General features: G+C 58.2%; 10 protein-coding genes. 2 read left to right on the top strand and 8 right to left on the bottom strand.

Features of this window, described 5'->3' with window-relative positions:
- Positions 1-86 precede the first annotated feature (86 nt).
- Complete coding sequence (locus QEN43_RS13680) at positions 87-674, top strand: HNH endonuclease (RefSeq protein ID WP_026611005.1); 588 nt, start codon at positions 87-89, stop codon at positions 672-674.
- Positions 675-730: 56 nt separating this feature from the next.
- Here QEN43_RS13680 and QEN43_RS13675 read toward each other — a convergent pair whose 3' ends face one another.
- The gene (locus tag QEN43_RS13675; protein WP_026611006.1) at positions 731-1,207 is read right to left on the bottom strand and encodes an HMA2 domain-containing protein; all 477 of its coding nucleotides are present in this window, start codon (positions 1,205-1,207) and stop codon (positions 731-733) included.
- A 3-nt stretch (positions 1,208-1,210) separates the two neighbouring features.
- Positions 1,211-1,504, bottom strand: coding sequence for a DUF5132 domain-containing protein (locus QEN43_RS13670; protein WP_026611007.1), 294 nt, complete (start codon positions 1,502-1,504; stop codon positions 1,211-1,213).
- Between the two features lie 547 nt (positions 1,505-2,051).
- Between QEN43_RS13670 and QEN43_RS13665 the strand changes: the two genes are divergently transcribed.
- Complete coding sequence (locus tag QEN43_RS13665) at positions 2,052-2,267, top strand: hypothetical protein (protein ID WP_026611008.1); 216 nt, start codon at positions 2,052-2,054, stop codon at positions 2,265-2,267.
- Positions 2,268-2,518: 251 nt separating this feature from the next.
- On the opposite strand, the gene QEN43_RS13660 is transcribed toward QEN43_RS13665, so the two are convergent.
- The 6 genes from QEN43_RS13660 to QEN43_RS13635 all read right to left on the bottom strand — a co-directional run bounded on the left by QEN43_RS13660 (position 2,519) and on the right by QEN43_RS13635 (position 12,214).
- Positions 2,519-3,181 (bottom strand): DUF2959 domain-containing protein, encoded by a 663-nt coding sequence (locus QEN43_RS13660; RefSeq protein ID WP_026611009.1) that lies wholly within the window; start codon positions 3,179-3,181, stop codon positions 2,519-2,521.
- A 27-nt stretch (positions 3,182-3,208) separates the two neighbouring features.
- Positions 3,209-4,519, bottom strand: coding sequence for a Ni/Fe hydrogenase subunit alpha (locus QEN43_RS13655; RefSeq protein ID WP_026611010.1), 1,311 nt, complete (start codon positions 4,517-4,519; stop codon positions 3,209-3,211).
- A 7-nt stretch (positions 4,520-4,526) separates the two neighbouring features.
- The gene (locus QEN43_RS13650) at positions 4,527-4,769 is read right to left on the bottom strand and encodes a hypothetical protein (RefSeq protein ID WP_036269096.1); all 243 of its coding nucleotides are present in this window, start codon (positions 4,767-4,769) and stop codon (positions 4,527-4,529) included.
- Between the two features lie 527 nt (positions 4,770-5,296).
- Positions 5,297-6,154, bottom strand: coding sequence for a c-type cytochrome (locus QEN43_RS13645; RefSeq protein ID WP_162144330.1), 858 nt, complete (start codon positions 6,152-6,154; stop codon positions 5,297-5,299).
- A gap of 290 nt (positions 6,155-6,444) precedes the next feature.
- A complete protein-coding gene (locus QEN43_RS13640) occupies positions 6,445-9,018 on the bottom strand; it encodes a two-component system response regulator (protein WP_051331843.1) in 2,574 nt (857 codons plus the stop codon).
- Positions 8,978-12,214: a hybrid sensor histidine kinase/response regulator gene (locus QEN43_RS13635; protein WP_051331844.1), complete on the bottom strand. Its 3,237-nt coding sequence runs from the start codon at positions 12,212-12,214 to the stop codon at positions 8,978-8,980. Before QEN43_RS13635 ends, QEN43_RS13640 begins: the two co-directional genes overlap by 41 nt.
- Positions 12,215-12,701 lie beyond the last annotated feature (487 nt).

Genomic DNA, 12,701 nt, shown 5'->3' with positions numbered 1-12,701 from the left:
GTGCATAAGTCGCCGCACGACACCATCGGAAATCAAGTGTTTAATCACATTGCAATGAAAGACCACAATCAACCAATGGAGGAACTATGGAGATTTATCAGCTACAGGTGTTGCGTACCGATGTCTCCGGCATGCCTTTAGAATGGATAGGCTACCAGGAGGCAGCAAAGCTCTATCATCTAGGCGATGTAGCCTATAGCTGTGGTACCCATCTGTATACGCTGCGAGGGGGCATCAATGCCAAGACCGGCCGCCGCAGCGTGATCCAAGTCAATTCGATCATCGCTACGCACCATCACAACAACGGCTTCGGTATCGATCCCGATTACGTTCCGCCTTTGAGCAATCCCGCCCTATTCCGCCGCGACAACAATCTCTGCCTCTACTGCGGCAACCGGTTCCACCACAGCGAGCTTTCCCGCGACCACATCACGCCGATCAGCCTAGGAGGAGCCGACACCTGGAATAATGTCGTAACGGCATGCAAGCGCTGCAATAACCATAAAGCCGGACGCACTCCCGAACAAGCCGGAATGCAACTCCTAGCCATCCCGTTCACACCGACACACGCGGAATATGTCTATTTACAAGGACGCCGGGTGCTAAGCGATCAAATGGAATTCTTGAAAATGCACTTTCCTCGCAAGAGCCCATTGCACCAACGCTTGTGTTAGCGACGCGATACGCTCGAACGACCTGGGCGTCCGACACGGGCCAGCGTAAGCTTGGCCTAGCGCCTGCCCATTTTGTCTGCGCCGACCACGCGGATCGCTTCCCAAAACAATGTGACGGCTGGCGGCAAAAGCAGACCACGCTTTGCTTGAAAAACGGCTAGCCCCAGCAAGAAAAGAAAAAAGATCGACTGCAAGTCCACCAATCCGCCACTCACGGAGGTAAGCCCGCGCCCAAAAGCATCGAGGCTTTTCGCAGCCTGTTGGCCCAGCGTGCGGCTGGGCGTCGCAGATAGCCATTTAACTGAAAACAAAGCGGCCTGCTCGGCATACCTTGCAACATCGGTCGCGGTCGTTTCCTCGGTATGAAGCAGCAAGACGCTGCCGGTGAGCGCGTTCGATTCCACACGCGTAACGCCTGGACATTCCGACAAACGTTCGGCTAGCTCAGCAAAATACGCTCCATCCTTGCGCTTTTCGGGAATTCTTAGCCGCAATCGACCGAAAAGCTCGTGAACGACAAAGGCCGAAACCATTCCTTAGCCTTTCGGATCGGTTTCCGCAGCTTGTTCGCCAGCGGCATCAAATCCTTCCGCTGCCGCAGACTCCTGGGCCAATTCCGCCTGAACCTCCGCCACCAGATCCTCGAAGGTTTCGCTTGCTTCAGCCACCCACTCGCGGCCCTTCTCAAAAAGCAGGATCCCCGTTTTCACGGCTGCGCGTGCCATCGGCCGTAACGCCGGCGCGAGGACGACCCCGGCTGCGACCACGCCGAGCCCGATCATAACGCCTTTGGCCACCCCGTTTTCAAAAAAATCGCCCAGACCAGCCATCGTTACCTCCCTGGTTTCAGAAAACACCTCAGTTGACGAGGAAAACCGCCGCTTGCATCAAATCCAAAGCTATTATGCCAGCGGGCCGAGAACCACGGAAAGCTTCGATATCCCAAACTAAAACGCTTTAATCGCAGATGTACACTCGAACAGTACACCGTCTCGACAGATAGACTGCGTTCGTGCTGACTTCTTTGTCCCGACTTGGACAAGCTCTTCGGCGGACTCTGGACAAGCTTGTCGACGGGCACAAACGGAATCCACTTGTTCAGAGCTTCCTCAACAATCGGAAAAAACACCGAGTCCAGATTGAATCCACGCTCGGCTCGATCCGCTCGTCCACCGATCGCGGACGCTCTTACCTGGGCTACGGCTTATTTACACACCGATACTGTTCATTTCTCCACGATGACGTTTAAATGATGCCTTGAGATCGAAGGTGCTCAGGATCGGTCTCACGTCTTGGGAATGGAGCCTTGCTTGAAGCCTGCCTCAACGGGCGTTTGCCACCACCAACCAATCTTTTGGTAACCCGGAGCCAGCGTGTATGCATCCATACATAGGCCTAGACCATCTCACAGGCTACCGCTTCCAGATCGTCGAGCTCTGCACGGATACCAACACGGTCGTGATCCATTACGAGGAAACGGCCTGGCCGCAGGAAACCGAACCCACTCGCCGGATGCCGTGGACTGAATTTGTCGATCACCTTATCCGAGGCAACTTCGAAATCCTCCGAACGATCCCACGGCCAGAACGGTGAGCGAAGCTTCGGTCAACGGACAGCGTGGGCGGTGCGGGATCGTCCAAACAGCGTTTCGCACGCAGCCCGGAGACAGCCCCACCTCGCCGTCGTTTTCATAACTAAAGTCCGCTTTCTCCCGGATCTCGACAACGCTCGGAATGGGGGACCGTAAACGTCACTCCTATCAACGGTTTCCGGCAAAGGACGATCTCTCGCCGATCTTTTTGGCCAAATAGCTCTCCTCGACTCTGGCGTTGTCCGATTGCCTTTCATTCCGGGCCACCAACCGACCGAATGAACTCGTCCGCTTCCCGGATCGATGCTTCCATGGATTTGATCAGAGCTGAAATATCGGTTTGCAGGCTGCCGAGTTCGCCCCGCAACGAGGCAATAGCCTGGGCGTTAAGATTGTGCTTGAGGAACAGGACCTGATCGCGGAACGTCAGCAAGACCGGCTCCATCTTGGACTCGGCGCGCTTCATGGCGGCGATGAGCTGATCGTAGCGTCGCCGCGTCGCCGTGAGTTTTTGCTGACTACTGCGCTTCAGCGATGGATTCTGGTATTGAGAAAGTTCCTTTTCCCATTCTTCGAACAAGGCTTCCGAGACGTCCTCGATGTCGTCTATCCGCTTCCGGACCTCGTCCGCTTTCGCTTGGCTGCGCTCATACTCGGCGTTGAGTTCGCGGTATTTTTCTTCGAGAGTGCCGCCCTTGAAGCCAGTGATCGCGGTAAACCTATCCAGCGCGTTCTTAAATTGCGCCTTGGCTTCTTCCTGGCTATCGCGCGCCTTTTCGACGCGGTGCACGAGAATATCGCGCTTGTGGAAACCCAGCGACTCCACGGCCTTGTAATAAGCGGTAGAACAACCGGCCAAAGTGACGAAAGCAAGCAGGAGAAAACTCCGGTGCACGAGCTGTGCATAATTCAACATGGGATGCGGCTCCAAAAACCACGAAGCTCAACATCGTACTACATTCAGTTGGAGAAAATCGGTTGAACACGCGATGCACGGATCGTAATTACGGATCACCCGCTGTCCGTGCAGCCGCAATTCCTCGTCGGTCCGCTCCGTGCCGAAAGCTTGCAACGCTTCCCAAAGGTCCTCCTCTATGCGCGCCTGATTGTGCATAGCCGGAGACACGATCCGCGCACGCATTACACGACCGTGGACGTCGAGTTCATAGCGATGACGGAGAATCCCCTGCGGCGCTTCGGTACAACCGAACCCTATTCCGGCACCCGTTCGCGCGTCGACATACGACGGTTGTGGCTCATACCCGTCGAGCAGGCGTATAGCTTCGGTTAGCGCGAAATAGACCTCCGCCGCTCGTGCCACGATGCTGTGAAAAATGTTTCGACTAGGGAAAGCAATGCCGGTCTTGCGCAAGGCATCGGCCACCGGGCCGGGCAATCGATCCAGGTTCAGGTTCAGCCGCGCGAGAGGCCCGGTGAGATATGACCTTCCCTTGGTTGATGAACCATCGGTTTTGGAATACGGGTCACGACGTACATGGAAATGCGTTTCAAAATTCTCGGCCGCGATGTCCGAGCCGATACTGAAAACGATCCAACCGCCAAACATCGGATAGGCATTCGGTTCGCTCAGGGCCACCTCGATGAACGCTTGTTCGCTGCGCGGCAAATCAATGGCACCGGCCCAAGCCACCAAACCCTCGGCATCCTCCAAAGCGGCGCGCAATCGCTCGACCAACTGCCGGACCTGAACCTTGGACGGTGCATGGTAAAACCCGCCAATCCGGATTCCGGCAGAACGCGAAGACGAAGCGCGAAACAACCGAACCAGTTCACAACCCAAGTCGTACAAACGTAAGCCACGGCGCACTTCATCCGGAAAGTCCCGCGACATTTCGGCGAGACTCGGAAAACCGAGAAAGTCCGGGGCGGCCAGCAAGTAAATGTGCAGCGTATGACTCGCGATCCATTCGCCGCAGCACATAACCCTTCGCATCGCCTGAATCCAGGCTGTCGGACGGCAGCCCAGCGCCGATTCGAGCCCTTGCACCGCGCTCATTTGTTGGGCCACCGGGCCGGTCCCACAAATTCGCGCGACCGTGTCGGGCACATCGAAACACGGGCGCCCTTCGAGACACGCCGCGAGCAGCCGGGATTGTTCGAAAATCTGAAGAGCGAGACTCTCGATTCTCGTACCGCGGATGCGCAAGTCCAGAACAGCGTCCCCTTCACGGCGTGCGGGAATGGATAACCCGGATTCGAAAGCCTGTCGCTCGCTCTTGAATTCAACTGCCATCGCCGGGCTACCACATGAGAAACGATGGCGACCGAATCGCTAGGAGGCGCCAATTTCTGTCGACGATGCCGTACACCCGATCGATACCCGTCGGAACATAAGTCATGGTCACCTCGAATCGCAACCGGCATCGAATCCAAGGGTGAGCGCCGAGATCCGCCACTACCAGCAGGTTCCGAGAAAGCCCGGCAAAAAACCCGAACGTTCCCGAAAAAGACTTTCCTAGCAGGGTCCGCGATGGAAAAGACACGTCACACTCCTTGTTACGCCCACGAAAACATCCATTCCCGTGATCGACCTGGCTGCGGTAAGCCGACGCACGTTCGAAAAACTCCAACGAAGGGGAGCTAGGTTACTACCGTCTCCCCACGTTGCATAGAACCGGCTTCAAAACCGTTTCCATGGCATCATGTCGAAATCACCTCGGCTACACGTTTGATGCAATTTCTACATTGCCAAAGGGGAAGGCAATGGCGAGAACGACCCCGGGCGCGATTTTACGGTTGGTTCGAGCCCCCGGGGGCATACCGCGGTCGATGGGGTATCTCCTACACGGTTTTTCGATGAGCCCGCTGCTTGGCATCCCAGCGAGCGTGTGTCATGGCGTTCGACGGCGCCAGTTGGTATCAAGCGAGGCCAATTCGTGCTTTTCGCCGCTCCCGCGCTCAACCTGGCCGAACGTTTCTGGCATAAACGTTGGAGAAAGGTGTTCCAAGACGTATTTTGGATGGATCCCTGGCAGCCCCAAAGATAGCGCCGCCCGAATCCATCCGTTCGTCATTGAGTTTCGAATCGCAGCCTCACTTCCGACTGAGACATACCATTCGGTTCGATTTTGTGCCGCGCCATTACGTTCAGGTAGGCCACGATATCCCGGATGATTGCCTCCCGGTTCTGCACGCCTGGATAGAAGCCGACCATCTTGCTGTTCCACTTGACCGAGCGCGGATCGGCGATGAACTTCGGAAGCCATGCCGGTTGCCAGTATTCCGTGACGCTGACCGGATAGTTCAGTTCGGGACCGATATCGCCGCCTTCGCCGTTGATCCGGTGACACTTGACGCAGTGCTGTAGAAAGGCAGTGAATCCGCGTTTGACTTCCTCCGAAGCATCGGCGGGCGGCGCGGCACGGGGAAATTCGAGGTCCAGCCGGACGAGTTCCATACCGACCAATTGCCAGGGCCAACTGACCCATGGATCGGACTTGGCTGCGGGGTCTTCGAAGACATCCCAAACCACCCAAAAAGGGCCTGGATCGACCATTTCGCCCCTGCCGCGTTGGAATGGATTTAAGCCATCGCGGCCATCTTCCCGAAAAGCCGCCAACCCGCGGTGAGCGAGAATCGTTTTGGGCGTCATCAGCGGCTGATAGCCGTCCCGACTGACGAATTTCACGGCATCGTAGCGCTTCCAACGGTCGCCGAAGCCCAGGTTGAGCAAGTCGATCAGGTCCACGCCCTGATACGTCGCCTTTTTGCCAGTGGTCGGGTTCTCGGTAACCAAAGTTTTGAGAGATAACGTTCTGGCCAACTCCTCCCGGCTTACCTCCTTAAGCGCGTCACCTTCGACACGAAAGAACAAACCGTCGGCGCGGACCGGCAAGCCTCCACTCAATAGGAGAAAAAACAGAATCAATCCGGGCCATCCATAGAGTGGAAAGACAACCGACGCGGCGGACCATTTTGAGTCACTGAGCATAGAGAGCGAACCTCGATAAGTGAAAATTTTGGCGAATGCCTGCCTTATATCTTTACCGATAAACCCGTTTGCCGCCCCAAAGAAAGGAAAGGGCTTGCAGAGCTACATACGTCCAACCGCGCCGCTATGCCAAACCGGTAAATGCCCCAGGGCTTCGCCGCCGCACGTGGCGACCGGATTCCTGCGGATTTCCCACCGCATGGCGTCAGGAAACCAGGCTGGTCTCGTCATGGACGAAGCATAGGACGTGCGTCGGTGAGAATCGGCGGCGGGTCGAAAGACGCCAGAAAGCGCGTCATCTCATCGGCCGGCATCGGCCGTCCGATCAGATAACCCTGGATCACGTCGCATTTCAGCGAACGCAGGTAGTGGACCTGATCTTCGTCTTCGACCCCCTCAGCGATAACCTCCAGTCCCAAGCTATGACCTAGCGCGATGATGGCCCTGACGATTGAGGCCTTGCCGTTGTTGGTAGTCATGCCGCGAACGAAGGAGATATCCACTTTCAGCTTGTGCACTTCAAGCTGTTGCAGATAGGAAAGCGAGCAATAGCCGGTGCCAAAGTCGTCGATCGACAGACGCACCCCGAGCGCCCGCAAATCGGCCAAAGCTTTGAAGGATTGATCGCGGTCCGTCAGCACGCAGCTCTCGGTGATTTCGAGTTCCAGTTGTTCGGGCCGGATGCCGGTTTCCGAAAGGGCGGCCTTAACCGAATCAATCAGCCGGCCACGGCTCAATTGGACGGCGGAAACGTTCACCGCCGTCTGACGCGGCGTCAGCCCGGCTTCCGACCACTGCTTGATTTGCCGGCAAGCCTCGCGCAAGACCCAATCGCCGAGCCGCACCACCAGGCCGCTCTCTTCGGCGAGCGGAATAAACTCGCCCGGCGGAACTATGCCCCGCTCAGGATGTTGCCATCGGACTAACGATTCGAGGCCGACAATCCGCCCGTTGACCAGGTCGATCTGCGGCTGATAGTAGAGGAGCAGCTCATTACCCTCCAGCGCCGCGCGCAACTCGGCATCAAGCATCAGACGGTGTTTCGCCCGGCGGGTCAGTTCCGGCGAGAAAAAACACACGGTGCCTTTTCCCTGCGCTTTAGCCTGATGGAGCGCCGCCTCGGCGCAGCTTTGCAGCATTTCAACATCGCGGCCGTCGGAGGGGTAAAGCGCGATACCGATACTGGCGCCGACATAGACGTTCTTGCCGTCGAGCACATAGGGCTCGGCCAGGGTATCGAGCACATGTTGCGCCGTCAGATCGATCGGAATGCTGTCGTCGATTTCGAGAATGATGTTGAATTCACCACCGCCGATGCGCGCGATCGCATCGCGCCCGGGCAGCATGGCCTGCAAGCGCTTGGCGACCTCGATCAATATCCGATCGCCAAAACTGTGGCCAAGGCTTTCGTTCACCGTCTTGAGGTTGTCGAGATCGAGAAACAGCAGGGCGAACGAACCCTGACTGCTGTCGGCGTACTGGATCGACTGGGCAAGCAATTCGGCGAACAGCGCTCGGTTCGGCAACCCGGTCAGGGTGTCGCGGTGGGTGAGGAAATGGATCCTCTGTTCGGCTAGCTGCCGGTCGGTGATGTCGCGGAATGAACCGCGCACCCCCCGAGGCTTGCCCGCGGCGTCGAACACCGGCTTGCACACGTGTTCGATCCAGCGTTCCTCGCCATCCTTCGTGCAGATGCGAAGAATCAGCGGCTCGGCACCGAGTCGGGCGGCGGCCGATGGACCGCGCTGGCACCAAGTTTCCCGGTCGGCCGGATGAACGATTCTTTCCATCAGGCCCGCATCGGCGAAGAAGTCCGCCGGCGCATAACCCGAGACGTCGAGACAGGCCGGCGATACGTACAGATAGCTGCCGTCCGGTGCCAGCCAGTATTCCCAGTTCGGGGAGTAGTCGGCCAGGATGCGGTATTTTTCCTCGCTCTTTTCCAACAACGCGGTGCGCTGCGCGACGAGTTGTTCGAGAGACAGGCGCAGACGCGCGAGTTCCAGGTGAGTTCGAACGCGGGCGCGAACTTCGTCGATGTCGAAAGGTTTGGTAATGTAATCGGCGGCACCGACTTCGAAGCCGCGAACTTTCTGTTCGGCGGCATCGATCACGGTGACAAAGATCACCGGAATCCGATCGCCCACCGGCAGAGCTTTGATACGGCGGCAGACCTCGTAGCCGTCCATCGCGGGCATCTTAATGTCCAGCAGCACCAGATCGGGCGGATTCGGTCCCCGTATCTGTTCGAGCGCCTTCGCGCCACTATTTGCCACTTGAATCCGGTACTCGTCCTTTAATGCTTCTAGCAACTCGTGAATGTTATCCGGAATGTCGTCGACGACGAGCAGAGTGGGCAGTGCTGAGGACGAGTCCTTTGCCGAGGCGCCAAGAAGGCGCCCTCGTCTACCGCCCTGGCGGTTCAGGTCCAATTGGGTTCGCACTTTCATGCGCAGCAGCTCGGGATCGATCGGTTTGGTGATGCAATCGGCCGCGCCCGGGGGTAGGTCGTGCCCTTCACCGGCCGCTTCGGCCAGGGATGTCACGAAAATAACCGGAATGTCGGCAGTGGCCGGAGCGGCTTTTAGACGAGCCAGAACCGAATAGCCATCCATGTTGGGCATTTTGATGTCGAGCAGGATCAACTTGGGCTGCGGCCGGCGCCGCGCAAGCTCTAGCGCCTTTTCTCCGCTGGTGGCGGCGATAACCGCGTAGTCGTCGCGGAGCGCATTCATCAGTGTGTGCAGGTTGTCGGGCACGTCATCGACGATGAGAATAAGCGGCCGGTCGTCTCTGGTCATGATACCCCTCCCTCGCTTGGGCTTGTCTCAGACTTTCTCGCAATGCTCCCAGCTGCGCCAACGCCTTATCGATGTCGAACACATCGAAGCTAGCCGCGATGGCGGCGATCTGAGGTTCGAAAGGTGTGCCGGCCGTGCCTGATCGCAGCTCTCCGAACAGGGGTTCGGCAGCGCCCAGATCGTTTTCAAAAGCGTGCTCCAGATCGTCCAGCCGTTCTAGCAATCTAGTGTAATTAAGCAACACGGCGCCGCCCGCGGACTCGGGAGCCGGTTTAGCAGACAGGCTGTCGATATCGCGCAATACGGCCTCCAACAGCCCGCTCAGCTCGGCCAGGGCGGTCGCATCCGGCAAGTCCCCCTGCCTGAGCAGGGTATCGATTTGCCCGAGCTTGCGGTAGAGTTCGCGTGCGCCGAGGTTGCCGGCAACGCCCTTAAGCATATGACAGTATTCCTCGGCCTCACGTACGCCTCGCTCCGCCGCCCGCTGCAACTCGGCAACGGCGTCGGCATAATGCTCCCGGAAACGCCGCAGTTGCCTGCGATAGGCGTCCGCTTTCCCGCCGATGCGGCGAATGCCTTCGCGGCTGTCGAGGCTGGTCAGCTCCAGCAGATCGGCGAAGCTCTCCTCGGTTTGGGGCACGCCGGCCCGCCGCATTGCCGGTAAGCGAATCCACTTGGCGAGCGTGGCCATCAGCTGATCCGGCGCGATAGGTTTGGTGATATGGTCGTTCATGCCCGCCATCCGGCTCTGCTCGGCATCCTTAGCCATTGCCAACGCGGTCATGGCAATGATCGGCAAGTGGGCGAATCGCTCGCCGCCGGGAGCATCGGCCAGCGCGCGTATTCGGCGTGCGGCCTCAAACCCATCCATCACGGGCATTTGGATATCCAACAGTACGGCGTCGTAGTCATGGCGTTGCACGCGATCAAGAGCCTCTTCGCCGTTCGCCGCAGAGTCGACTTCGATGCCCTCGCCGCGCAGCAGTTCGATAGCAAACTCCCGATTAATGTCGTTGTCTTCAACCACCAGCACGCGCGCTCCGGCTAGCCGGCTGCTGCCAATAAGGTCGGGGCTGCTCGGGCGGTATCCTTCGTTCGCCTGAAAGATGCGTCTGCGCCCCAACACGGAGAGAATCGAGTCGAGTAGGATCGAAGGTGATACCGGCTTGATGAGAAATCCGTCCACGCCCGCCTGCTCCGCCAGGCGAATGACATCCTCGCGGCCGTAGGCCGTAATCATAATCACCTTGGGCTGATGCGGGATGGCCGTATCGCAGTGGATGCGCTGCGTAGCCTCGTCGCCGTTCATGCCCGGCATGGACCAATCCATTAGAACCAGGTCGTAAGGCCTGGAAGCCGCAGCGCGGAGCTCAGCCAACGCCGCCGCCCCGCTGGCCACAGTGCCCACGTCCAGCCGGAAGAAACGCAGCATATCGGCGAGTATGTCCCGGGAAACTTGATTGTCGTCGACCACCAGCACGCGCACACCTGCGAGCAGCGGCCCCACCCGCTCCACCAGTTCAAGCTGCCGAACCTGAGCCTCCTTGGCGATCTGCAGACACACCGTGAAACAGATGGTGGTGCCCTTGCCCGGCTCCGAATTCTCCACCCAGATGCGCCCTCCCATCAGCTCGACAAGATTCTTGCTAATGGCGAGCCCGAGCCCGGTACCTCCGAACCTGCGCGTAGTCTTCTGGTCGGCCTGGGTGAACTTCTCGAAAACCGTTTTCTGAACGTCCGGGGACATTCCGATGCCGGTGTCACGCACAGAAACTCGAATGGTGATTTCGGTGTCCTTGGCATCGACGCGCTGGAAAGCCAATTCGATTTCGCCCGACTCGGTGAACTTCACGGCGTTTCCACATAAGTTCAATAGAATCTGTCCCAGACGGAGCGGATCGCCGATGAGCCGTACTGGGATTGTCGGGTCATGGCGGATCAGGAACTCGATGCCCTTCTGTTCGGCCTGGTAGCCCACCGTGTCGGCCAGTTGCTCGAGCACCACATCGAGACTGAACTCGACCTGCTCGATCGTGAGCTTGCCCGCCTCGATCTTCGAAAAATCGAGGATATCGTTGATGATGCCTAGAAGCGAACGTGCCGCCGATTGGGCCTTGGTGAGCTGGTTGCGCAGCCCCGCAGGCAATTCGTTCTTCAGAGCCAGGTACAGCATGCCGAGGATGGCATTGATCGGCGTGCGGATCTCGTGGCTCATATTAGCGAGAAAATCGCTCTTGACCTGGGTCAGACGCTCGGCCTCCTCCTTCGCCGCGACCAGTTCTGCGGTTCGGGCGGCAACCAGGTGTTCTAGGTTCGCGCGCTGGCTCTCCAGTTCCCGCGCGGTGGCAACCAGTTCGCGAGTGCGGCGCTCCACCTGCCGGCGTAGCAGCAGGCTGACCGCCACTAGCAGCAACAACCCGCCGGCTAATGCCGCCAGCCACCATTGCACCCAGGTCGGCACCAGCATTTCCGGAGGTGCTGCCATGGCGCGGTGCAAGGCGTCGAAATAAATCGGACTGTCGCTACGCCGCCAATTGGTTAGATGTGCGTCAATGCGTTCCAGAAGGTCGGCGTTGCGGCCCTTGCCCGTAGCGAAGTAGAGATTGCTGGGCAGAAAAACGATCGGCGTTTCCTGGAGCTTGTATTTGGCGCCGTTGTGCGCGGCAAAGAAACTGTTGGTCACCACGGCGTCCGCCTGGCCGGACGCCACGGCTGCATAGCCTTGGTCGAGCGAGGTGACCGGAACCTCTCGGTAACCGTAGTTTCCGCTCGCCATCAACTGGGCGAAGAAGGATTGCTGGACGCCTTCCTGCAAGATAGCGATGCGCTTGCCGGCTAAATCCGCCAGGGAGGTTACCTTTAACCGAGGGCTGCAGTAGACCTGCGACCAGCTGCCAGCGACGGACACCGTGTGAAAGTCGAAGCGCTGAGCGCGCTCGGCGGAAAAAGCTACGTCGGGCAGTAGGTCGAGCTGTCCCTGCTCCACCCAACCGAGACAATCCGCCCACTCGCATGGCACATAGCGCAATTTCCAACCCTCAATCCGCGCAATCTCGCTTAACAGTTCGACGAACAGACCGGCCGGCCGGCCATGCTCGCCCGTATAGACCTTGGGCGGATTTTCATAGAGCCCGACCGTGACCATGCGCGGACCCGCCGCCCCATCGAAGCGGACGTATCCTTGCCATGCGGCCACGCCCAGTGCGACTGAAGTCAGGAAGATTGCGGTGGGTACGGCTAAACGGGGGCGCGCTATCACTGGGGGAACAGGTGTGCAGCGATAATTTGCGGAATACATCCAAGTATAGGAAATCCATGATAAATCGGCCTGGGCTACTTGATGATGCGCTTGGGGTAAAAACCCGTCAAGCGCCGGCCAGCGTTGAGCGTGACGGGATCGAGGTGTCAGACAAAGGTCGATTGGCCCCGTATCCCCGTGATCAGCAACATACGTCCGATCAATCTACATCGCCACCTTAGTCATGGTTTTCCTATGTGTTCCTGTATTTGTGGCTAGCTGTCGGTGTGACAAAAATCTTTGCTGGGAAGTGTCGAAAAAGCTTACTCACCGATCGACTATTTCATCGCACACGAACTGGTACATTCAGTCGAACTCGAGCATGAGTTCGAATTTCCCGAGGAAACTGGACGCGATTGGGCAACCAATTGCTAGACGAACAAAG

The organism is Methylocaldum szegediense (assembly GCF_949769195.1).
GTDB classification, from domain to species: Bacteria; Pseudomonadota; Gammaproteobacteria; order Methylococcales; family Methylococcaceae; genus Methylocaldum; species Methylocaldum szegediense.
The sequence above is the reverse complement of the archived record's forward strand: the minus strand, read 5'-3'. Positions and strand labels throughout refer to the sequence as shown.

Coding starts and splice junctions, on each gene's coding strand:
- QEN43_RS13680 (WP_026611005.1), top strand. CDS start 87: ATGGAGATTTATCAGCTACAGGTGTTGCGTACCGATGTCTCCGGCATG.
- QEN43_RS13675 (WP_026611006.1), bottom strand. CDS start 1,207: ATGGTTTCGGCCTTTGTCGTTCACGAGCTTTTCGGTCGATTGCGGCTA.
- QEN43_RS13670 (WP_026611007.1), bottom strand. CDS start 1,504: ATGGCTGGTCTGGGCGATTTTTTTGAAAACGGGGTGGCCAAAGGCGTT.
- QEN43_RS13665 (WP_026611008.1), top strand. CDS start 2,052: ATGCATCCATACATAGGCCTAGACCATCTCACAGGCTACCGCTTCCAG.
- QEN43_RS13660 (WP_026611009.1), bottom strand. CDS start 3,181: ATGTTGAATTATGCACAGCTCGTGCACCGGAGTTTTCTCCTGCTTGCT.
- QEN43_RS13655 (WP_026611010.1), bottom strand. CDS start 4,519: ATGGCAGTTGAATTCAAGAGCGAGCGACAGGCTTTCGAATCCGGGTTA.
- QEN43_RS13640 (WP_051331843.1), bottom strand. CDS start 9,018: ATGACCAGAGACGACCGGCCGCTTATTCTCATCGTCGATGACGTGCCC.